Annotated in this window: 19 protein-coding genes, 1 tRNA gene, 1 pseudogene and 1 riboswitch; of the genes and pseudogenes, 10 read left to right on the top strand and 11 right to left on the bottom strand. The window is 57.4% G+C overall.

Annotated elements, in window-relative coordinates; genetic code table 11:
• Positions 1-3: 3 nt before the first annotated feature.
• Positions 4-1059: a cobalamin biosynthesis protein CobW gene (gene cobW / locus ACR0BZ_RS08495; protein ID WP_480546504.1), complete on the bottom strand. Its 1056-nt coding sequence runs from the start codon at positions 1057-1059 to the stop codon at positions 4-6.
• A gap of 4 nt (positions 1060-1063) precedes the next feature.
• Positions 1064-1438: a DUF1636 family protein gene (locus ACR0BZ_RS08490; protein ID WP_480919986.1), complete on the bottom strand. Its 375-nt coding sequence runs from the start codon at positions 1436-1438 to the stop codon at positions 1064-1066.
• A gap of 94 nt (positions 1439-1532) precedes the next feature.
• Positions 1533-1737, bottom strand: a riboswitch (cobalamin riboswitch).
• Positions 1738-1839: 102 nt separating this feature from the next.
• Here ACR0BZ_RS08490 and ACR0BZ_RS08485 point away from each other — a divergent pair.
• Complete coding sequence (locus ACR0BZ_RS08485; RefSeq protein ID WP_480484275.1) at positions 1840-2835, top strand: NAD(P)-dependent oxidoreductase; 996 nt, start codon at positions 1840-1842, stop codon at positions 2833-2835.
• Between the two features lie 178 nt (positions 2836-3013).
• On the opposite strand, the gene ACR0BZ_RS08480 is transcribed toward ACR0BZ_RS08485, so the two are convergent.
• Positions 3014-3087: transfer RNA gene (locus ACR0BZ_RS08480), tRNA-Cys, on the bottom strand.
• 224 nt (positions 3088-3311) lie between these two features.
• On the opposite strand from ACR0BZ_RS08480, the gene ACR0BZ_RS08475 reads away from it, so the two are divergent.
• The 3 genes from ACR0BZ_RS08475 (at position 3312) to ACR0BZ_RS08465 (ending at position 6340) form a co-directional block, all read left to right on the top strand.
• Positions 3312-3965, top strand: a complete 654-nt coding sequence (locus ACR0BZ_RS08475) for a protein-L-isoaspartate O-methyltransferase family protein (RefSeq protein WP_480919985.1) — start codon at positions 3312-3314, stop codon at positions 3963-3965.
• A 94-nt stretch (positions 3966-4059) separates the two neighbouring features.
• Positions 4060-5478, top strand: coding sequence for a TolC family outer membrane protein (locus tag ACR0BZ_RS08470; RefSeq protein ID WP_209503355.1), 1419 nt, complete (start codon positions 4060-4062; stop codon positions 5476-5478).
• Positions 5479-5551: 73 nt separating this feature from the next.
• Positions 5552-6340, top strand: coding sequence for a hypothetical protein (locus tag ACR0BZ_RS08465; RefSeq protein WP_480919984.1), 789 nt, complete (start codon positions 5552-5554; stop codon positions 6338-6340).
• A 3-nt stretch (positions 6341-6343) separates the two neighbouring features.
• Here the strand turns inward: ACR0BZ_RS08465 and ACR0BZ_RS08460 are convergent, their stop codons facing one another.
• Together ACR0BZ_RS08460 and ACR0BZ_RS08455 are read right to left on the bottom strand one after the other, a co-directional pair.
• Positions 6344-7801 (bottom strand): cobyric acid synthase, encoded by a 1458-nt coding sequence (locus ACR0BZ_RS08460; protein ID WP_480919983.1) that lies wholly within the window; start codon positions 7799-7801, stop codon positions 6344-6346.
• 156 nt (positions 7802-7957) lie between these two features.
• The gene (locus tag ACR0BZ_RS08455) at positions 7958-8278 is read right to left on the bottom strand and encodes a DUF6280 family protein (protein WP_037310273.1); all 321 of its coding nucleotides are present in this window, start codon (positions 8276-8278) and stop codon (positions 7958-7960) included.
• Positions 8279-8497: 219 nt separating this feature from the next.
• Here ACR0BZ_RS08455 and efp point away from each other — a divergent pair, with 219 nt between their 5' ends.
• The gene (efp, locus tag ACR0BZ_RS08450; protein WP_209503361.1) at positions 8498-9061 is read left to right on the top strand and encodes an elongation factor P; all 564 of its coding nucleotides are present in this window, start codon (positions 8498-8500) and stop codon (positions 9059-9061) included.
• 53 nt (positions 9062-9114) lie between these two features.
• Here the strand turns inward: efp and ACR0BZ_RS08445 are convergent, their stop codons facing one another.
• Together ACR0BZ_RS08445 and ygfZ are read right to left on the bottom strand one after the other, a co-directional pair.
• Positions 9115-10056, bottom strand: coding sequence for an ABC transporter transmembrane domain-containing protein (locus tag ACR0BZ_RS08445; RefSeq protein WP_480919982.1), 942 nt, complete (start codon positions 10054-10056; stop codon positions 9115-9117).
• A gap of 106 nt (positions 10057-10162) precedes the next feature.
• A complete protein-coding gene (gene ygfZ, locus ACR0BZ_RS08440; RefSeq protein WP_480919981.1) occupies positions 10163-10906 on the bottom strand; it encodes a CAF17-like 4Fe-4S cluster assembly/insertion protein YgfZ in 744 nt (247 codons plus the stop codon).
• A 73-nt stretch (positions 10907-10979) separates the two neighbouring features.
• On the opposite strand from ygfZ, the gene ACR0BZ_RS08435 reads away from it, so the two are divergent.
• Complete coding sequence (locus ACR0BZ_RS08435) at positions 10980-11654, top strand: TIGR04283 family arsenosugar biosynthesis glycosyltransferase (RefSeq protein WP_480919980.1); 675 nt, start codon at positions 10980-10982, stop codon at positions 11652-11654.
• Between the two features lie 7 nt (positions 11655-11661).
• On the opposite strand, the pseudogene ACR0BZ_RS08430 reads toward ACR0BZ_RS08435, so the two are convergent.
• A pseudogene (locus tag ACR0BZ_RS08430) lies at positions 11662-12417 on the bottom strand (hypothetical protein); the annotation flags it as partial.
• Positions 12418-12661: 244 nt separating this feature from the next.
• On the opposite strand from ACR0BZ_RS08430, the gene ACR0BZ_RS08425 reads away from it, so the two are divergent.
• The gene (locus tag ACR0BZ_RS08425; protein WP_480564089.1) at positions 12662-13501 is read left to right on the top strand and encodes an EamA family transporter; all 840 of its coding nucleotides are present in this window, start codon (positions 12662-12664) and stop codon (positions 13499-13501) included.
• Between the two features lie 28 nt (positions 13502-13529).
• On the opposite strand, the gene ACR0BZ_RS08420 is transcribed toward ACR0BZ_RS08425, so the two are convergent.
• Positions 13530-14501, bottom strand: coding sequence for a UDP-glucuronic acid decarboxylase family protein (locus ACR0BZ_RS08420; RefSeq protein ID WP_480553836.1), 972 nt, complete (start codon positions 14499-14501; stop codon positions 13530-13532).
• 455 nt (positions 14502-14956) lie between these two features.
• Between ACR0BZ_RS08420 and ACR0BZ_RS08415 the strand changes: the two genes are divergently transcribed.
• A complete protein-coding gene (locus ACR0BZ_RS08415; RefSeq protein ID WP_480546516.1) occupies positions 14957-15607 on the top strand; it encodes a hypothetical protein in 651 nt (216 codons plus the stop codon).
• Between the two features lie 58 nt (positions 15608-15665).
• Here the strand turns inward: ACR0BZ_RS08415 and parE are convergent, their stop codons facing one another.
• A complete protein-coding gene (gene parE, locus ACR0BZ_RS08410; protein ID WP_267364771.1) occupies positions 15666-17624 on the bottom strand; it encodes a DNA topoisomerase IV subunit B in 1959 nt (652 codons plus the stop codon).
• A gap of 152 nt (positions 17625-17776) precedes the next feature.
• Between parE and ACR0BZ_RS08405 the strand changes: the two genes are divergently transcribed.
• Positions 17777-18385, top strand: coding sequence for a carboxymuconolactone decarboxylase family protein (locus ACR0BZ_RS08405; protein ID WP_480484211.1), 609 nt, complete (start codon positions 17777-17779; stop codon positions 18383-18385).
• Positions 18386-18455: 70 nt separating this feature from the next.
• On the opposite strand, the gene ACR0BZ_RS08400 is transcribed toward ACR0BZ_RS08405, so the two are convergent.
• Positions 18456-19334 carry an alpha/beta fold hydrolase gene (locus tag ACR0BZ_RS08400; RefSeq protein ID WP_480919979.1) on the bottom strand — a complete coding sequence of 293 codons (879 nt, stop codon included), beginning with the start codon at positions 19332-19334 and terminating at the stop codon, positions 18456-18458.
• 121 nt (positions 19335-19455) lie between these two features.
• Here ACR0BZ_RS08400 and ppk2 point away from each other — a divergent pair, with 121 nt between their 5' ends.
• Complete coding sequence (ppk2, locus tag ACR0BZ_RS08395) at positions 19456-20379, top strand: polyphosphate kinase 2 (protein WP_480546520.1); 924 nt, start codon at positions 19456-19458, stop codon at positions 20377-20379.
• The last annotated feature ends 93 nt before the right edge of the window (positions 20380-20472 follow it).

Below are 20472 nucleotides of genomic sequence, written 5' to 3'. Positions count from 1 at the left end.
GACTTACTCGGCAACCTCGGTCACACCCACGAGGATATCACGGATTTCGGCTTCTTTGATGTCGTCATGCTCGGCAATCACGACCAGGCGCGAGCGGCGCTCTTCACCGGGCTCCCATGGGCGGTCGTATTGGTGACGAACTCGCGCGCCGACAGCCTGAACCAGCAGGCGCATCGGTTTGCCAGCGACGGCGGCATAGCCTTTGACGCGCAGGATATTCAGCTCAGTCGCAAGACGTTCGATTCTGGCTACCAGTTCCGCAGGGTCGGTCTGTTCCGGCAACTCGACGATGATGCTTTCGAAATCGTCATGCTCATGATCGTGATGGCCATCGTGATGTGACGGGCGGGCGTCCATGTCATCTTCGGCGGCAGCCTCAAGGCCAAGCACGACACGTACGTCGACGACACCCTCGGCGACCTCGACAACGGGAAGCGGCCGCGGTGCCTCGGCGGCGATGATCTGTTTGGCTTTCGCGACGCCTTCCGGACCTGCCAGATCGGGCTTGGTCAGCAGGATGATATCCGCGCACGAGATTTGATCTTCGAACACCTCGGACAAGGGTGTTTCGTGATCGATCGAGTCATCAGCCAGCCGTTGGGCATCCACCGCTTCAACGTTCGGAGCAAAGCGACCGGCGGCCACCGCCTCGGCATCGGCCAGCGCAATCACGCCATCAACGGTGATTTTCGAACGGATATCAGGCCAATCAAACGCTTTCAGCAGCGGTTTGGGCAGTGCAAGGCCGGATGTTTCGATCAGGATGTGATCCGGGCGCGGTTCCAGCGCCATCAGCGCCTCGATGGTCGGGATGAAATCATCAGCCACGGTGCAGCAAATGCAGCCGTTTGCCAGTTCCATGATGTTTTCCGCAGGGCAATCCGGTATCGCGCAGGATTTTAGAATGTCACCATCAACACCCACATCGCCAAACTCGTTAACAACAATCGCAAGACGCTTTCCCTGCGGGTTCTGCATCAGATGACGCACCAGCGTGGTTTTGCCCGAGCCCAGAAAGCCGGTGATCACGGTGACGGGAAGTTTTTCTAGGTTCGACATGATCTCAGCCTCCAATCGGGGGAATGCGCGAGGCGCAGTTTTTGCGGAAATGTTCAGGACGGTCGCGCCACTTCACCAGACCATCGTCTGTGGCCAGATACTTGGTCACACCATCGATGATGACATCGACGTGATCGATTTCGTTCAGGTTCTCGTAAACAAAGGTCCAGCGATCCGGCCCGCCCCGAAGAACGATGGAACAGCCCTGATCGCAGTTCGAAAGGCATTCGACAGGTTTCAGAATGATGCCATCTGGCAGGGCAGCCTGTTCCAAGGCCTTGTGCAACAATGTGCCGGGACGCTCAGCATCATCCTCGAAGGGCAGACCCCGGCGGCAAGTCGTGCAGACCAGTAATTCTACCGGTGCGGTCTCGGTCATGTCTCTCATCCCCCCAAATCCTCTTCGCGGGGGACGGGGTTTCATGCGGGCACCACGTCTGCACATGGACCCGACACCGGAACACCCCGCCCGGTTTCAACTTCGGGTGTTGGCAGGTCTCCCGGCTTGCGGATGCCAGAGCGGTCGCTCTGTCGGATGTCCCGCCTTCCCGGCACAGGCCAGTGGCATTGGGCATCCTCTCCGGTCACGGTCGCGGGGGCGGCTGCGCTTGGCGGATGAACCGTTGACGCATTCCCTTTTCATCGGCTGTTGCCGACACCAACGTCCGGGACATGCGGCACCGCCGGCCCGCTTGTCAAGCGGTTCGCGCGCAACAAATAAGCCAAGGTGAAAAAAGCGACCTGTAGGCGTCGTTCGGCGGCATGAAGTGCGTGTTCGGTATGTGGTCGCATGACGGGAAAACGACGAACTTGGAGATGCGTCATATGAAAGTGGGATTTATCGGTCTGGGTAACGTTGGCGGCAAGCTTTCGGGATCCCTTTTGCGCAATGGCATTGACCTGACTGTGCATGACCTGAACGCAGATCTGGTGGCCGAATTTGTCGCCAAAGGCGCAAAGGCGGCAGAAGGGCCCGCCCAGCTGATGCGCGATTGCGATGCGGTGATCACCTGTCTGCCGTCTCCGGCAGCATCGGACGCAGTCATGAAGGAGATGTTGCCCGAAGTGGGCCCCGGCAAGATCTGGATGGAGATGTCGACCACAGACGAAGCCGAAGTCAAACGCCTCGGTGCCGAAGTCATTTCACGCGGCGGTGCAGCTGTGGATTGCCCGGTTTCTGGCGGGTGCCACCGTGCCGCGACGGGCAATATCTCGATCTTTGCGGGCTGTGACCGGGAAACGTTTGAACGAATTCTGCCGTTCCTGACGACAATGGGCCGCCGGGTTTTGCACACCGGCGAGCTGGGCTCGGCCTCGGTGCTGAAAGTGATGACCAACTATCTTGCCACTGCCAACCTGATTACCTGCGCCGAAGCACTGGTTACAGCAAAGGCTGCGGGGATGGATCTGAACACGACCTATGAGGCGATCAAAATCTCGTCCGGCACATCCTTCGTGCACGAAACCGAAAGTCAGGTCATCCTGAACGGGTCGCGCGATATTTCCTTCACCATGGATCTGGTGAAGAAGGATATCGGTTTGTTTCAGGAGGTCGCCGACCGCGCCGGGGTGCCGCTGGAAATAAACCCGGTGATGATCAACATCTTTAACGATGGTATCGCACGATATGGCGAACGCGAGCTTTCACCAAATATTATCAAACGGCTGGAAGAGGCAACCGGCCTGGATATCACCGCCCCGGGCTTTCCAGCCGAAATGACGGATGATGAACCGGAAGAGCCGGGATACGAGGTTGTGCCACAAGGGCGCGCCTGAGGGTAAGGCAAACACCAGACTACATCGCGCCCCGTGAACGAGCAGGGGTAGGCAGGTGTTCCGAAAAAACACGCCATATCTGGCCCGCAGTTCGACAGAATCGCGGGCCATGAACGTCTGAAAATACCAAGCGTCACACGGGCATACTGCGGGGCCAAGTCAGCGATTTGGATGTAGTTGGAGGCGAGTACCGGAATCGAACCGGTGTACACGGATTTGCAATCCGCTGCGTCACCACTCCGCCAACTCGCCTTTTCAAGTAAAATCAAATACTTGCCGTGGTGTAATTGGGTTTTTAACAGCTTTCCTCTGGGGCGTCCAGTGGATTGCGCGCGAAATTGCCGGCAAGATCGAAATATGCCGACGTCCACGCCCAAGGAGGTGATCAAGATTCAGGTTGCGGCAACAGGGGCGTTGCTGGAAAGTTCAGGATATGGCACAAGCCCGACATCTTTGGGAATGAGACGAGATATCCAATGACTGACTTCGCAGCCCGGCGCCGCACAATGGTTGATACGCAGATCCGCCCCTCTGACGTCACCAAGTTCCCGATCATTGAGGCGATGTTGAGTGTTCCGCGGGAAAGCTTCGTGCCCGATTCTCAACGCGAGGCGGCCTATGTGGACGGCCTGATTGATCTGGGGGACGGGCGCAGCATGTTGGAGCCGCGGACCCTGGCTAAAATGCTGGACGTGCTGAACATATCCAAGGATGAGATGGTCCTCGATATCGCTCCGGCAATGGGGTATTCCACGGCTGTCACCGCGCGGATGGCTGAGTTGGTTGTGGGTGTTGAAAGCGACAAAACCCTTGCAGCCGAGGCGCAAAACCTCTTGGCCGAAGCTGACGTGCACAACGCCATTATCCACGTCGGCGCGCTGGAACAGGGTGTGGCGGAGCATGGCCCCTATGATGCGATCATGGTGCAGGGCGGTGTCGAGCAGGTACCCGATGCCCTGTTGGATCAACTCAAGGATCACGGTCGGATCGTGTGTCTGTTTGTCAACGGCAACCTGGGTACAGTTCGGATTGGTCGAAAAACCGGGGGCCGCGTCAGTTGGCGTGATGTGTTCAATGCCAATGCGCCGGTTCTGGAAGGTTTTTCGGCAGAGTGTGCATTTTCGCTATAGTCCGCCGATAGATTTTTCTATCACCTTGATTAGTTGAAAAGAAGGCCGCAAACTGCCTGTAGGGCAGTGTAATTTCGTTTGAGAGGATTTTGGTATGCGTGGTTCGGCGACAGGTAAGCTGGTCAGGGCGTTTGCTGTGACCGCAGGACTTGCCATGAGCGTGATGCCAGGGCGTGCAGCGTGGGCAGACAACATAACGGATGCGTTCATCGGCGCGTATAACACCAGTGGTTTGCTTGAGCAGAACCGGGCGTTGCTGCGAGCGGCGGATGAAGATGTGGCCATTGCGCTTTCCGCGTTGCGGCCAATCATCAACTGGACCGTGCAGGTCAGCCAGGATTACACCCGTTCGCGGGTCAATAACGTCGTGACGACAAACGAGCCGTCGCGGTTCTTTTCGGGCCTGACGCTGAGCCAGCTTTTGTATGATGGCGGCGCGTCGGTGCTGGGCAAGCAGTCGGCGCAGGAAACGGTGCTATCGACCCGGCAAACCCTGATCGATATCGAACAACAGGTTCTTATCCGCGCAGCAAATGCCTATCTGGGCGTCCTGTTGCAAGAAGAGACCGTGGCGATCCGCCAGAACAACGTGGATGTGTCGGCAGAGGAACTTAGGGCGTCGAATGACCGCTTCGAAGTGGGCGAAGTAACCCGGACGGACGTCGCATTGTCCGAAGCGCAGCTGGCAAGCTCTCAGGCGGATCTGGCTGTGGCACGCGGTGAATTGAGCATTGCGCAGGCCGAATACGTGAACGCGGTCGGAAAGGCACCGGGGCGAACGGCTGGTCAGCCGAGCCTGCCCAATCTGCCGCGTTCCGAAGCTGAAGCTGTGAACCTGGCGCAACGCAACCACCCGGCCATTCTGTCGGCGCAGCATCAGGTCAGGGCGTTTGATCTGGTCGTGCAGCAGCAACGGGCAAACCTTGGGCCGAATGTCAGCCTGAATGCCGATGCTGGCGTGTCCGAGCGTTATGACAACAATGACTATGTGAACGACGCCACCGTGTCGCTGAACTTCACACAACCCATCTACGCGGGTGGCCGGTTGGCGGCAAATGTCCGCCGCGCAATGGCCAGCCGGGATGCCTCGCGCGCGAATCTTCTGAACGTTCAAAAGAACATCACGCAGGGTGTGACCGACCGTTATGCGGCGTTTCAGGCGGCCAGCGCCAGTCTGAGGGCGTCAACCGAGCGCGTTAACGCCTCGCAGGTGGCGTTTGATGGCATCCGGGAAGAAGCAACTCTGGGCGCGCGAACAACTCTGGATGTATTGAATGCGCAGCAGGATTTGCTGGATGCACAGCTGGCAGAAGTCGCTTCGCGCACCGAACGGTCACGGGCTGCCTATCAGTTGTTGCAGGCGCAGGGCCTTCTGACAGCCGAGCGTCTTGGGCTGGCGGTGCAAATCTATGATCCGACTTTGTATTACAATCTGGTCAAGAATGCGCCGGCACAGGTCAGCAAGCAAAGCAAGGATCTGGATCGCGTTCTCAAAGCATTGCGCCGGGACTGATCGCCAATACTATCTGTTGTGAGGCGCGGATTGTTTGGCTACACTCGATCCAAGGATAGAGCGGTAGAGAACAATGTCTGATAATGTCGTGAAAGCAGGGATCGAAGACGTTCTGTCTTCGGTCAAACGTCTGGTCAGTGAAGACAGTCGTGATAAAACCGTCGCGGATCAAACGACTAAGGCACGCAAGCCGGGGCGGCTGGTGCTTACAGATGCATTGCGGATCAACACACCAGATCAATTGGGGGTGATTCCCGCTAAAGCTGTATCAGAAGCCGAAGTTTCAGATGCTGCGAAGCCGATGTTGCTGCGCACCTGCGACATCGTTCAGACGGGTCAACCCGCGAACGCCGACCGGGACAAGCCAGAAACAGCCGAGACGAAACGCGCCGCGGCGGATGATGCAACAAGCAGCCTGAGTGCAAAGATCGAAGCGCTGGAAGCGGCCATTGCGCAAACAGAAGATCAGTGGGAACCGGACGGTGACAGCCAGGATGCATATTCGGGCACACCGTCGCACGCGCTGCCATGGGATGTCGAAGAAGAATTTGCCGCTGCGATGTCGATTGATACTGCCGGTGGCGAAGAACCAGACGCGGTTCAGCAGGACGAAGACGCACCTTATCAGGCGGAATTCATCCGGTCGTCTCAAGCTGTTGTGTCTGATGCTGATGCCGAAGAACCTGATTCCAACGAAAATGTCAGGACGATCGACATGGATGAAGACGCTCTGCGCACCCTGATCGCAGAGGTTGTCCGCGCCGAGCTGCAAGGAACGATGGGTGAGCGGATTACACGAAATGTGCGCAAGATGGTCAGGCGAGAGATCGCCCGCGCTCTTGCGGCTCAGGATCTGGAGTAACTCTCAGCCACGGTGCGGAGGCTGCGCGAGGCTGAGCAGCAGGTCAAGGTCCATGTGGCGCTCCAGATGATCGGCCAGATCGTCCAGCGCCTGCTCGACGCCGTCCTCATAGGACAGGTCCGAGGTCACGCCTAACGCTGACAAATACCGCGCCCGGAATGCGTCGGACGAAAAGATACCGTGCAGATAGCTTCCCTTGATCCGCCCGTTTGCGCTGGCCGCGCCTTCAGGGCGGCCTTCGACCTCAAGCCATGCATTGGTGCAATCCGGCCCGTTTGTATGGCCCATGTGGATTTCGTATCCGGTGACTGGCTCTCGGTCCGGCAACGCATGGGCCGTACGCAGGACAACTTGCTTTTGTCCTCCCATGACTGTGTCCACATCCAGCAACCCCAACCCGTCGACCTTACCCGGTCGACCGTCTACGCCATCGGGGTCGGAAATGGTCTTGCCCAGCATTTGAAAGCCACCACAGAGACCCAAAACATGCCCGCCGCGCCGGACATGGCCGTACAGGTCGATGTCCCAGCCTTGTGCACGGAAATAGGCCAGATCTCCGATGGTGGATTTGCTGCCCGGTAGCAAAACCAGATCGGCATCGCCCGGCAATGCGCGTCCGGCCGGAATGATCTCGACACTCACACCGGGTTCGGCCGACAATGGATCAAGGTCGTCGAAATTCGCCATCCGTTCAAGCTGTGGCACAACGACCTTGCAGGTGCCGCCTGTGTGAGAGCGGATGTCCATCATATCTTCGGCCGGTAGCTTCCAGGCGTCATGAAACCATGGCACGACCCCCAGACAGGGCCACCCTGTACGAGAGGCAATATCATCGCGCCCTTCGTCAAATAGGGACACATCGCCTTTGAACCGATTGACGGCGAAGCCCCGAATTCGCGCAAGATCACCGTCGTCCAGAACCGCCTGAGTGCCAACGATCTGTGCGATCACACCGCCGCGGTGAATGTCGCCGACAAGTATTACAGGTATGTTCGCAGCGCAGGCAAAGCCCATATTTGCGATGTCACCCTTGCGCAGGTTTGTTTCGGCCGGGCTGCCCGCCCCTTCGATCAGAACCAGATCCGCGTCGTTGCACAGCCGGTCAAAGCTTTCCAGTGCGGCGCTTAGCAGTCTGGATTTATCCTTGCGGTAATCACCGGCTTTCATGGTGCCCGCGCGCTGCCCCTGAACAATGATCTGCGCGCCGGTATCAGTTTCAGGTTTTAGCAATACAGGGTTCATATCCGTATGCGTCGCCCGCCTTGCCGCCCGTGCCTGAAGGGCCTGTGCGCGACCGATTTCCCCACCGTTTTCTGTAACAGCAGCATTGTTCGACATGTTCTGCGGTTTGAAGGGCGCAACCCGAAGACCCCGCCGTGTAAAAGCCCGCGCAAGCCCCGCCACCAGAACGGATTTTCCGACATTGCTGCCGGTGCCTTGAATCATGATAGCGCGAACCATGGATTGTCTCCTACCTGTCAAGGTGCAGATGACCTGATTTGGGCGGGCAGGGGAAGCCCCGAACTCACCCTGACGCCCAGGATCGTGGTGGGATACGCATAGAAAAACGCGCTCTGATGGCAGAGCGCGTTTTTTCTGAGTTGAAACAGCCTTGGATCAGGCAGCTTCAGCCTGCTGAGCGGCATTGCGACGCTCGCTTTCTTCACGCGACAGCGCGACCGAGGTCCGCACGCCACGGCCAACGAACTCCATCAGTCCGCTGACAACCCGCTCGTTCGGGTCGATTCCCGCGCAAGACAGCACTTCGCGCCCATCGCGCGAGCGCGCCCAACGGGCGATTTGTTCCGGGCCATTGCCATACTTCTTGTCATCGGCAATGGCGTCATCGAGTGCGGCCAACACAACGGCCGCGAAAAGTTTGCGAGCACGATTGCCTTGTTCGTTGTTAAAGGCAGTGCCGTCAACGAAATCTCTCATCTCGTCTTCCTTGTTTTTCTTGCTCTTGCAATTTTCGGCGTGACGGTCCTTATGACCGATAAAGTGCGATTCGGATACAGCTAATATGCATAGTTGCGTTGCGTCACTTGCATATCTCGCTGCACGTGCAGCACTAGGTTTGGTTGTCTTGTCAGGTATGTTCCCGCCAGATATAGGAGGCGCAACTGACGCATCAACCGTTTGTGAAGGAATTATGTAATGCCCAAGATAAATGGGAACGAAATTCGCCCCGGCAATGTGCTTGAGCATAACGACGGCCTTTGGGCCGCGGTCAAGGTTGACCATGTGAAGCCCGGCAAGGGTGGCGCTTTCGCGCAGGTCGAACTGCGCAACCTGCGCAATGGTTCGAAACTGAACGAACGGTTCCGCTCGGCTGACAAGGTTGAGCGTGTGCGCCTTGAACAGAAGGATCAGCAGTTCTTGTATGAAACCGATGGCATGCTGGTCTTCATGGATGCCGAAACATACGAACAGATTGAATTGCCAGCGGATTTGCTGGGCGAGCGTCGTCCGTTCCTTCAGGATGGCATGACGATTGTTGTCGAATTCTACGAAAGTGAAGCGCTGAACGCGACGCTGCCGCAGAAAGTAACCTGCAAGATTGTCGAAACCGAGCCGGTCGTAAAAGGTCAGACCGCCGCGAACTCGTTCAAGCCTGCAATTCTGGACAATGGCGTGAAAGTCATGGTGCCGCCGTTCATCGGTCAGGATGAAATGATCATCGTGAACACCGAAACGATGGAATATTCCGAACGCGCGTGACGTTTCGTCGCTTTTAATGTCAGACCGCGCAAGCAGCCGCTGCGCGGTCTTTTTTACGCGCTGCTGCGGTACCGGTAATGCGCGGGGTCCGGGCCGAATAGTTCCAGCATCAGTTCGTATTTGATGCGGTTGGCACTGACTTGTCTGTAAAAGGCGATCAGGAACGCGGTCGGGCCCTGTATCCGGCCAAGCCCGCTGGTCGCGGCCACCACCGTGCCGACGTCGGTCTTACCTTGCAGCACCAGATAACCGCCCAACATCAGAATACCCACGGTTCCGGCGCCGTTGATTACGCTCAGCAGGAATTTGGCCGAAAGCTTCCAAAGAAACATGCGCCGCCTTGTGTCATAGATGTCGTCGAACAGGGCATTGATATCCCGCTCGACGGCATCGATATCCTCGGTGGTCAGCCTATCAGTGGCGCTGCGCAAAAGGCGGACGCGTTCGGCGACAAACGTGTTCACTTTGCGTTGCGACACCAGAACGATAATTATCTGCGGCACAATCATGGAAAACGCGATAAGGCCAAGGCCTGGCTGCGTTGAGGATATGTACCCGATCACGCTGACCAGCGTTCCAACCTGAACCACCGGGTCCGAGAACGCGCCCCCTGCGAACTTGCCCAGCTCCTCAGCCTCGGCTGAGATGGCGGTCGTCATGGTACCTTTGCGCAGATTTTCACCCGTTTCCTTCAGGTCGGTAGCGCGCCACAGCAAGCGTTGCCGGATCAGCCGGATCATGTCTTCGCCCAATGTACCCGCGCGAAAACCCAGAACCCATTTCAGGGCGAGGCTCAGCAGGATGACAATCATCATGCCGATGCCCAGCAGAACCAGCTTTTCGACATGAAGATCGTTGGACGTAAGGTGGTTGACAATATCGCGTTGAAATTCAAGCGGAACCGCGGCAAGCGCAGCAATGGCAATGGATAACAGAATGAGGACAATCTGCCGTCCGGCGCTGGCGCGCCAAATCGCGGAGTAAAGCTGAAACATGCGGGTATCCGTGTTGCCCCTGTGCCGACACATTGGCAGGGCTGGGTAACGGGTTCAAACTTTACGAAACATACGGCGGATAAGGCCGTGCCGATTTGGCAACAAGTTACGCTTGATCCGTCAAGCGAACCACGATGTCTCCGGCCATCATGTCTGCATTCGCACGGTCAAAGCGCAGATACGCGATCCCGTGTCCGCCTGATTGCGTGAACAGGGTGCCGACAGGTTTGCTGTTTGCGGTAATCTCAGTCCCCACCGGAACCGATCCTTCGACAATGACCCGCCGCAAGCCTTTGCGCAATTCGGTCTTGTGCTTCATGCGCGCAGTCACTTCCTGACCGACATAGCAACCCTTTTTGAAGTCCACACCATTCAGCGCCTCAAACCCGGATTCGAGGATATAGCTGTCTGGCGTCAGTTCGACCCCAGCCTTGGGGATGCAGTGTCGAACGCGCAGCGCGTCCCAGTCGGTTCCGTCATCGCCTTCTGGGGCAGTCGAATAGACACGCCAACCCATATCCGGGTGACGGGGGTCGGGCAGGGCGGTGTCCGGTGCTGGACCTGTGCCGCGTTGTAGGTGTAGATTCGTGCCTTCGATCACCACATCCGCGCGGAGTTTGTACATGTTCAGGCGCTTGATCAGGTCATCCGCAAGTGGCTCGGCCACGTCCAGCAACACGCCACCGTTATCGCGTTTCAGAAAGAAATCTGCCAGATACTTGCCCTGTGGAGTAAGCAACGCCGTATAAACAAGCCCATTGCCCAGCCCCCGAACGTCATTGGTGACAAGGTCCTGCAGAAAGTTTTCGGTGTCCGAGCCGGTCAGGCGCAGGATGCGGCGGGTGGGCATGGCTTGGTCCTCGTCATTGCCTTTGGCCTCGTGATATAGGAAGTCCCGCAGTCAAGACCAGAGGTTATCGGACGTGCCCGCACCCGTCACTGTAGTGATTCCAACCTTGAATGCCGCCGGTTCCTTGCCTGCGTGCCTTGAAGCCCTGATGGAAGGGATGCATTCCGGACTGATCCGGGACCTGATCGTCAGCGATGCAGGCTCAACAGACCAGACGTTGAGAATTGCAGAAGATGTTGGCGCGCTTGTTCTGAAAGGTGAGCCGTCGCGCGGCGGTCAATTGCGCCGGGGGTGTGCGCAGGCTGATGGTGAATGGTTGTTAATCCTTCATGCCGATACCGTGCTGCAACAGGGATGGGCCGAGAGCGTAAGCGCCCATCTACCCTCCAACGCACCAGCTGCGTTTCGGTTGGCTTTTCGCGCGCGTGGGTTTGCGCCGACCTGGGTGGCCGGATGGGCCAATTTGCGCAGCAGGCTGTTCGGTTTACCGTACGGAGATCAGGGGTTGCTGGTTCCGCGTGATGTCTATCTGGCGGCTGGTGGGTATCCGGACCAACCCTTGATGGAAGATGTGGCGCTGGTGCGCGCATTGCCACGGATCGCAATACTCGAGTCGCGCGCCTTTACGAGCGCGGAGCGCTATGAACAGGCAGGTTGGACTCGACGGGGCATGCGGAACTTGTGGACACTTCTGCGCTATTTTCTGGGGGTTGATCCACAGGTGTTGGCGCGGGGCTATCGACGTTGAGCGCCCGGCGCAATTCGACCAAAGATTTTCCCAGTCGAAACGGGGCAGCAAAGCTAACAAGACAAAGCGCCACGATTTGCAGAACCAGAATATGGGCATTGGCCTGCAGGTATTCCCATTCGTCCTTCAACTTGCCGACCTGCTGGATCAGATCGTCATAGCTTTGTGCCAGGATCTGATAATCTCCGGCAATCGCGGGTACCTTACGGCGCATGTTGTCGATGGCCACCTGAGTTTTGTCGTCCAGAGACGTGAATACGAGGAACTGGTCGATATTGAAAGCATCAGCTTTTGCCGTCATATCCCGCAGCTCGTCCATTTCATCTTTGCCCTGACTTCCGAACAGGAAGTGCAGGCCCTGCAGGGGGGCCACTTCGTTGGTTACGGCGATGAACAGGGGCAATTCCGAGTTGCTGGCAGTTGATGCCGACAGGAATTCAACCTTGTCGCACAGCACTGCCGTGTCAGGATCGTAAGCAGGGTCGCAGAAACGCAGACGAAACCGTGCGGCATCCCGGTCGAATGCCAATGTTGCGGCGTAGGCTACATCAATCTGGCGATCCAGTCGCGAACTGTCCGACGTATAAAGCCCCGCCAGAACAGCCACCAATGCGCCGATGCCACCCAGCACGACCCAGACCAGATCGGCCAGTTTCCATGCCCTGTGCCCTGCTGGCTTGCGGAACAAAAAGGCGGTGCCGATCGATCCTGACAGAAAAAACAGGATTAGCAGGGGCAATTGGTTGTCTGTCACAAAACTCATGTGCCCGATCTTAGAACGTGATGCGCGTCCTGCAACCGGGATCACGTGCAGTTGTAACTTCTTACCGGGCACAAGGGTGCAGGACGAGACCGGAAACGGCTTGCGGACACGTCCCCAACAGTGGCGGTAATTTGACCACTGGAATCCGGCTTGACAAAAATCCCGGTTTTGGCAGACACCACGCCCAAGTGAAATGGGGCCAAAGACCCTTTTTACGCACGAATTCTGCGGGAAAGGTTCGGGTATGACCCTGTTCGTCATTCTGATTATTCTGTCGGCGGCGCTGCTGCATGCCGTATGGAATGCCATCGTGAAAACGGCGGCGGACCGCACCACCATGCTGGGTCTGGTCGCGTTGGGTCAGGTCTTGCCGGCGGCGGTTATGGTGATGGTGCTGCCGCTGCCGAACACGCAGAGCTTTGTCTATATCCTGCTCTCGACCGTCGTGCATTTCGGCTATTACTTCATGCTGGGCAAGGCCTACCAGCATGGCGATCTGAGTGTGGTTTACCCCATAGCACGCGGGATTGTTCCGGCACTGGTCTCGCTTTGGGCGATGGCGCTGGTGGGCGAAGTTCTGCCCTGGCAAGCCTGGGGTGGGATCGCCTTAATCGCGGTTGGCATTCAGCTGAGCAGCTGGGCGGCGCTGCGTTCGGGTGTCGGGCGCAGCGCGCTGGGATTTGCGCTGGGAACCGGGTTCTGCATTTCGATCTATTCGGTGGTTGATGGGATTGGGGTGCGGCTGTCAGGCAATACGCTCAGCTATTGGGCGTGGGGGGCCTTTCTGCACCTGTTCATTGTAGGGTTTATCGGGGTCAGGAAACGCACCACCCTCAAAGACCTGCCAGTCAGAATATGGATGACGGGCCTTTTGGGTGGGCTGGTTTCGATGACAGCGTATGGTCTGGTGCTTTACGCCAAGAACTTTGCGCCGCTTGGGGCGGTTTCGGCCCTGCGGGAAACCTCGGTCATCTTTGCGGCGCTGATCGGGTTCATTTTCCTGAAAGAAGGCAACTGGATGCGACGCCTGGGCGCCGCGGTCCTCATGGCGATTGGCGTCGCGCTGATCGGCACGGCGGTCTGATCCGGTCCCCGAGCCATGGCAAGACGCGTTATCCGGCTGCGCCTTCTGACTGAAGCGTCCGGAAATACCGGATCGTTGCGTCCAACCCTTCCTTCAGCTGTACTGTAGGTTCCCAGTTCAGCAGGGTCCGCGCCAGCGTGATATCGGGCTGACGTTGTTTCGGATCGTCCTCGGGCAACTCCCTGAAACTGATAGGGGTTTCCGCGCCAACAAGCGCCTGCACCTCGCTGGCCAGCTCGTTCATCGAGAATTCGTTGGGATTGCCCAGATTGACCGGGCCGGTGACCTCCTTGCCGGTGTCCATCAGGCGGATGAACCCTTCGATCAGATCATCCACGTAGCAGAATGACCGGGTCTGCGTGCCGTCGCCAAAGATGGTGATCGCCTCGCCCGTCAGGGCCTGCATGATGAAATTCGACACAACGCGCCCGTCGGCGGGGTGCATTCGGGGGCCGTAAGTGTTGAAGATGCGGGCGACCTTGATCTCAAGCCCCATCTGACGGTGATAGTCGAAGAACAACGTCTCGGCGCAGCGCTTGCCCTCGTCATAGCACGAGCGCGGACCAACCGGGTTTACGTTGCCCCAATAGTCTTCGGTCTGCGGATGGATGGTCGGGTCGCCATAGACCTCAGATGTAGAGGCCTGAAAGATCTTGCATTTCAGCCGCTTCGCCAGACCCAGCATGTTGATCGCGCCATGGACGCTGGTCTTGGTCGTCTGCACCGGGTCGTGCTGGTAATGCACGGGCGAGGCGGGGCAGGCGAGGTTATAGATCTCGTCCACTTCCACGAACAGCGGGAAGGTCACATCGTGGCGCATGAACTCGAACCGCGGGTTGCTGTGCAGATGGTCGATATTGCGCTTGGTGCCGGTGAACAGGTTGTCGACGCACAAAACCTCGTGCCCCTGATCCAGAAGCCGGTCGCACAGATGCGAGCCCAGAAACCCGGCCCCACCGGTTACGAGAACACGTTTTCGACTGTCATAAAGGCGGGCCATTGCAAATCCTTAATCGTTAAATCCAAGCCAGCTTGTCACAGGGAAGCCGGGTCTTGGTTTGATTAGTAAACCGAAGGGATTTGAATTGCAGTAGATTTTGGTTTTTTGAGGGCGCGTGTGGTGTTGGGGTGTCTTCCGCCTAGTCAATGCTTGATGCAAGGCATCAAGCACGCGCCCGACCCGCCCCCGTTTTGCCGAAGGCAAACTTGCGGTTTGACGGCGTGCGCGTTCCGCACCCACCCTCGGGCCAGGCGCGATGGTTGTGGCAAAGTAGGATGGGTGTTTACTCCCATCTTGATGCCGGACTCTGATCGGTGAGAGCACCCATCCTACGCGCGATGCGTAACGGCTCATTTTCTCTTGTTCCTTCGAGGTGAGGAAAACCCCACTTTCAAGAAGTCATTTAATAGGCACGGATATGTCTAAGGATTAGAAAGCGACAAGATCGATAACCAATGCTTGACCAAAGAAAAATGCGAGTCTTGCTTTCAATTGTTGCGCTAGTTGTCGGCTCTGCCTCGGTAAGGGCTGAGATTGGCGCATCGGAAATATGGTCGGAATGTCGACCAACGGCTTCTTGCGTGATCGAATACGATCATCTCTCCACTCAAGACGCCGAACCATTTCTATTTTTAGGTCGCGTTGTGGATAGTAATCATCCTCAGTGGAGGCAGTACCGAAAGGCTATCCGTAAGTTTCCTGATGTGCAAAGCTGTTTAACCAAAGAAGAACAGAAGAAAGAAAACCCAAACTTGCTAAAGCTGGATTGGGAAAGAGTTGGCTACGGACGTAACGCAGAGGTTTGCGTATATCGGATTTCGCGAAGTCTGGTTACGCTCGACAGAGTTCAAAGCTGGATGAGTTATCACGACTTCCGAGTACTGGGATACAGCAGATACAGAAGTGAAAAATTTGTTACTACTAGAACTAACCAGCCTGTCGGGAATGTCTCAGGCTATTGGACTGTAGCACAGTATAGGGAAAGAAATCCTACGCTATTGTGGCGTTTTTTTGAGTTTGACCTGATTTATAGCTACGGAATTGTCTTAGAAATTTCTGAAGAGTTCAAAGTAGTGGGAGCCCATGTCACCACGCCAACAAAATAGACTCACACAGTAGGCCTAAGCTATCGTCCAATACTCGGAGTGTTGAAGGCTTACTGCTTCAAACATCCAACTCCTCCACAAACCGCGCGTTCTCCTGAATGTACTGGAACCGCAGTTCGGGCTTCTTGCCCATCAGACGCTCGACCAGATCGCCGGTTTCGCCGGGTTCATCCTCGTCGATGGTGACCCGGATCAATTTCCGGGATTTGGGGTCCATCGTGGTCTCTTTCAGGTCCTTGGCGTCCATCTCGCCCAGACCCTTAAAGCGGGACACGTCGATCTTGCCCTTGCCGCCCAGACCTTTTTTCAGCCATTCGTCGCGCTCGGCCTCGTCCAGACAATAGACGCGTTTGGCGCCCTGCGTCAGGCGGTACAAAGGCGGGCAGGCCAGGTACAGGTGACCCGCGTCAATCATCGGGCGCATCTGGGTAAAGAAGAACGTCATCAGCAAGGACGCGATATGCGCCCCGTCCACATCCGCGTCGGTCATGATGATGACCTTGTCATAGCGTAGGTCGTCAACGTTGAACTTGGTGCCAAGCCCGACACCCAGCGCTTGGGTCAGGTCGTTGATCTCGGCATTGGTGCCCAGCTTGGAACTGGCCGCACCCAGCACGTTCAGGATCTTGCCGCGCAAGGGCAGCAGGGCCTGCGTTTTGCGGTCGCGACCCATCTTGGCCGAGCCACCCGCAGAATCGCCTTCGACGATGAATAATTCGGTGCCGTCGCGTGTTGAACTGGAACAGTCCACCAGCTTGCCGGGAAGACGAAGTTTCTTAGTGGCGGACTTGCGTTGTGTTTCCTTCTCGGCCCGACGGCGCAGACGTTCTTCGGCCCTCAGGATAAGGAAGTCGAGGATCGCGCCGGCGGATTTCGTATCAGCCGCCAGCCAGTTGTCGAAATGGTCGCGGACCGCGTTTTCGACCAGCCGCTGCGCCTCGACCGTGGCCAGACGGTCCTTGGTCTGGCCCACGAATTCCGGCTCGCGGATAAAGCACGACACCAGCGCGCATCCACCTGTCAGCAGGTCGTCGCGGGTGATCTGCGCGGCTTTCTTATTGTTGATCAACTCGCCATAGGCCTTGATCCCCTTGAGGATCGCAGCCCAGAAACCGGCCACATGGGTGCCGCCTTCGGGGGTGGGAACGGTGTTACAATAGGATTGGATGAACCCGTCACGCGACGGTGTCCAGTTGATCGCCCATTCGACCTTGCCGGGGGTGCCGAATTTCTCGTTGAAATCGACGGTGCCCGCAAAGGGTTGCTCGGCATAGGTAGACGAGCCGTTCATCGTCTCTTTCAGGTAATCCGACAGGCCGCCGGGAAAGTGGAACGAGGCCTCAAGCGGGGTCTCGCCGTCATCGATGGCGGTTTTCCAGCGGATTTCGACGCCCGAGAACAGATAGGCCTTGGAGCGGATGGACTTGAACAGCCGCGCGGGTTTGAACTTGTGATGGCCAAAGATGTCCGGGTCGGCGTGGAAGGTCACCGTTGTGCCGCGCCGGTTCGGGGCCGCGCCAACCTTTTCGACCGGGCCAAGTGGGATACCGCGCGAGAAACGTTGTTCATATAGCTGCTTGTCCCGCGCCACCTGCACGACCATCGAATCAGACAGCGCGTTCACCACCGACGCACCAACCCCGTGCAAGCCACCCGAGGTCTGGTAGGCCTTGCCCGAGAACTTGCCGCCCGCGTGCAGGGTACACAGGATCACCTCCAACGCGGACTTGCCCGGAAATTTTGGATGCGGGTCGATCGGGATACCGCGCCCGTTGTCACGGACGGTCAGGGCGTAGTCGGAATGCAGCTCGACCTCGATCCGGTTGGCAAAGCCTGCCACCGCCTCGTCCATCGAGTTGTCGAGGATCTCGGCCAACATATGGTGCAGCGCACGCTCATCCGTGCCGCCAATATACATGCCGGGGCGTTTGCGAACCGGTTCCAGCCCTTCGAGCACCTCGATCGAGGAGGCGTCATAGGTAGAAGTGGCGCTGGGCGTCAACAGATCTTCGGGCATGGGTGCTGCTCTTGTTTTTGGGTTTCCGCCATTATGGCAGGTGATGTGGTCCGGGGGAAGGGGGACGCGAGGTGTTGTGGATTTTCTGTCAAGCCGCTTGCAATCCGTGCAGATAACCAGTCCTTTGATCCCGGTAAAGCGGAGGTGAATAAATGAGCTGGATCAGAACCGTTCCGTTCGAAGACGCGACTGGAAAGTTGAAGAAACTCTACGAACGCGTGACCGGGCCGAACAATAACGTAGACAACATCATGATGGCACACAGCCTTCGCCCGCATTCGATGGAAGGCCATATGGCCATGTACAAGGCAGTGCTGCATCATTCGGGCAACAAGATACCGAAATGGTTTCTGGAAGTGCTGGGGGTTTGGGTCAGCTCACTGAACCGGTGCGGGTATTGCGTCGAGCATCACTTTGCAGGTCTTCAGCGCTTGCTGGGTGATACGGTGCGTGGCAACGCGATCAGGGCAGCGATTGAGGCGCGCGATCCCTCGGCTGCACCGCTGGATGCGGCGCAAATGGCTGCGATGGATTATGCTCGCAAGCTGACCGAAGCGCCGGGCGATCTGGTCGAGGCGGACGTCGCTGCCCTGCGCGACGCGGGGTGGGATGATGGCGAAATCCTCGAGATCAATCAGGTCTGCTCCTATTTTTCATATGCAAACCGGACGGTTCTGGGGCTTGGGTGCTCAACCGATGGTGATGAGTTGGGGTTGTCGCCGAACAACTCTGACAACCCTGACGACTGGGGGCACCGGTAAGGTGCTAAAGATGTCGTCGGCGCTGCGACAAAGGCTGCCTGGCTTGCCGTTGCGCGCGGGCGCGGCCTGATTACGTCAGGCCAGTCCATTCCAGAATGGCCTGCGCCACGGCCCGCGGGTTTTGATGATGCAACCAATGATCGGTCCCAGGGATCGTGACACGGGTGAGGTGGGTGGCAAACGCCTCCAGCCCCTCAGTGGATTCGGGTAAAAGGGCTTTGTCATCCGGCCCCCAAATCAACAAGTGCGGACACCTGACATGCAACCGGTCGAGCGGCAGGTCAGGCAGGTCTGTCGCGGGGACACCGGGTTTGGCGACAACCAACGGAGAGGCTCTGTACCAGTTCAGCATCGCCTGCAGCCGACCGGGTCGGGCCCATTCAGTGCGGTAGTCGGCCATGCGAGCTTCGGTCAACCAGTCCAGCCCCATACCATGGCGAAAGAACTGTTCCAGCATCGCAAAGTTGTTTTCGGACAGTTTTTGTGCGGCATCGGGTGCTCGCAGCAGATTGATATATTGCGAGGCTGTGGATTGTGCGCCACCTGAGGCCATGGCGCGTTGAAACGGCACCGGATGTACGCCGTTTGCAATGATTAACCGATCAACGAGTTCCGGGCGGAACATGGCAACGCCATAAGCCACCGATGCGCCCCAGTCGTGACCCAGCAGCGCAACGGGCGCGCCGCAGGATTCAATCAGTGCGGCCATGTCTGTGACCAGTTGCGACAGGGTATAGTTCTGCACCCCTTCGGGACACCAGCTTTGGCCATAACCGCGCTGGTCCGGAGCAATACAATAAAAGCGTTCTGCCAGATGAGGCGCAAGATCGGCCCAGGCACCGCTGTATTCGGGGAAACCATGCAGCATCAATAATGGTGGCGCGGCTTTGTCGCCCCATGTCCTGACGTGGAAAGAATGGCCGTTCAGCTTGAAAAAAGACATCTGCATTGGAACAAGGGATCCGCGCTGGAAATCATGGGTTTTTGAGGCATCTATTTGACACCAATCAAAGCGCATTTCCGAGCTTTCTGCTAGCCACCCTTCAGGACAGTAGAAAAGGACAGGATGTATGGACGCCATTGCCACGACCAACGCAGAACCCACCCAGATCAAGACCACGCTCACCAAAGACACCGACCCTTCAGCGCCCAGCCCCGAGAAAATCCGGCAGGCGTTTGAAAGTGGGAAATACCCCTATGGCCGCAAAATGGCCCGGTCGGTGTATGAGACGCAAAAAGCCAATCTGCAGGCCGAGCTTTTGAAGGTTCAGCTGTGGGCGCAGGAAACGGGGCAGCGGTTTGTCTTGTTGTTCGAAGGGCGCGATGCGGCAGGCAAAGGGGGTACGATCAAGCGGTTCATGGAGCACCTGAACCCGCGTCAGGCCCGTGTTGTTGCATTGAACAAACCCACCTGGGAAGAGAAAGGCCAGTGGTACTACCAGCGCTACATTCAGGAGATGCCGACCGTGGGCGAGATGGTGTTCTATGACCGGTCCTGGTACAACCGCGCTGGTGTGGAGCGGGTCATGGGGTTCTGCACGCCCAACGAATATCTTGAGTTCATGCGGCAAACGCCCGAGTTGGAACGGATGCTGGTGCGCTCGGGCATTCAGCTATACAAATACTGGTTCTCAGTTACACAGCAAGAGCAGCAACGCCGTTTCAAAAGCCGCGAAACCGACCCCCTGAAGCAATGGAAACTGTCGCCCATCGACAAGGCGAGCCTCAGCAAGTGGGATGATTATACCGAGGCGAAAGAAGCCATGTTCTTTTACACGGACACGGCTGACGCACCCTGGACGATCATCAAGTCAAATGACAAGAAACGCGCGCGCCTGAACTGTATGCGTCACTTCCTGTCCTCGCTGGATTACCCTGGCAAGGATCACGATATCGTGGGCGAGCCTGACCCGCTGATCGTAGGGCAGGCGCATCACGTTATCCACCGGTCCGAGCATATTCTGGGTACGGCTCTGCACCCCGACGCCCGCTGATTGCAAAGATGCCCGGCCTCAGGAAACGGTCGGGCATAAAAGTCTCAATATGAAATATTGCCGATCCGCTCTTGTCCCGCGCCAATGGCGCGC

Source organism: Ruegeria sp. P8 (genome assembly GCF_056534665.1).
Note: the sequence above shows the minus strand (reverse complement) of the source record. Positions and strands in the feature narration are given on the sequence as shown.

Excerpts from the sequence above, each read along its gene's own strand:
- ACR0BZ_RS08400 (WP_480919979.1), bottom strand. The coding sequence starts at position 19,334 with ATGCAGATGTCTTTTTTCAAGCTGAACGGCCATTCTTTCCACGTCAGG.
- parE (WP_267364771.1), bottom strand. The coding sequence starts at position 17,624 with ATGCCCGAAGATCTGTTGACGCCCAGCGCCACTTCTACCTATGACGCC.
- ACR0BZ_RS08420 (WP_480553836.1), bottom strand. The coding sequence starts at position 14,501 with ATGGCCCGCCTTTATGACAGTCGAAAACGTGTTCTCGTAACCGGTGGG.
- ACR0BZ_RS08465 (WP_480919984.1), top strand. The coding sequence starts at position 5,552 with ATGTCTGATAATGTCGTGAAAGCAGGGATCGAAGACGTTCTGTCTTCG.
- ppk2 (WP_480546520.1), top strand. The coding sequence starts at position 19,456 with ATGGACGCCATTGCCACGACCAACGCAGAACCCACCCAGATCAAGACC.
- ACR0BZ_RS08485 (WP_480484275.1), top strand. The coding sequence starts at position 1,840 with ATGTGGTCGCATGACGGGAAAACGACGAACTTGGAGATGCGTCATATG.
- ACR0BZ_RS08415 (WP_480546516.1), top strand. The coding sequence starts at position 14,957 with ATGCTTGACCAAAGAAAAATGCGAGTCTTGCTTTCAATTGTTGCGCTA.
- ACR0BZ_RS08470 (WP_209503355.1), top strand. The coding sequence starts at position 4,060 with ATGCGTGGTTCGGCGACAGGTAAGCTGGTCAGGGCGTTTGCTGTGACC.
- ACR0BZ_RS08490 (WP_480919986.1), bottom strand. The coding sequence starts at position 1,438 with ATGACCGAGACCGCACCGGTAGAATTACTGGTCTGCACGACTTGCCGC.
- ygfZ (WP_480919981.1), bottom strand. The coding sequence starts at position 10,906 with ATGCCCACCCGCCGCATCCTGCGCCTGACCGGCTCGGACACCGAAAAC.
- ACR0BZ_RS08460 (WP_480919983.1), bottom strand. The coding sequence starts at position 7,801 with ATGGTTCGCGCTATCATGATTCAAGGCACCGGCAGCAATGTCGGAAAA.
- ACR0BZ_RS08455 (WP_037310273.1), bottom strand. The coding sequence starts at position 8,278 with ATGAGAGATTTCGTTGACGGCACTGCCTTTAACAACGAACAAGGCAAT.
- ACR0BZ_RS08405 (WP_480484211.1), top strand. The coding sequence starts at position 17,777 with ATGAGCTGGATCAGAACCGTTCCGTTCGAAGACGCGACTGGAAAGTTG.
- ACR0BZ_RS08445 (WP_480919982.1), bottom strand. The coding sequence starts at position 10,056 with ATGTTTCAGCTTTACTCCGCGATTTGGCGCGCCAGCGCCGGACGGCAG.
- ACR0BZ_RS08475 (WP_480919985.1), top strand. The coding sequence starts at position 3,312 with ATGACTGACTTCGCAGCCCGGCGCCGCACAATGGTTGATACGCAGATC.
- ACR0BZ_RS08425 (WP_480564089.1), top strand. The coding sequence starts at position 12,662 with ATGACCCTGTTCGTCATTCTGATTATTCTGTCGGCGGCGCTGCTGCAT.
- cobW (WP_480546504.1), bottom strand. The coding sequence starts at position 1,059 with ATGTCGAACCTAGAAAAACTTCCCGTCACCGTGATCACCGGCTTTCTG.
- efp (WP_209503361.1), top strand. The coding sequence starts at position 8,498 with ATGCCCAAGATAAATGGGAACGAAATTCGCCCCGGCAATGTGCTTGAG.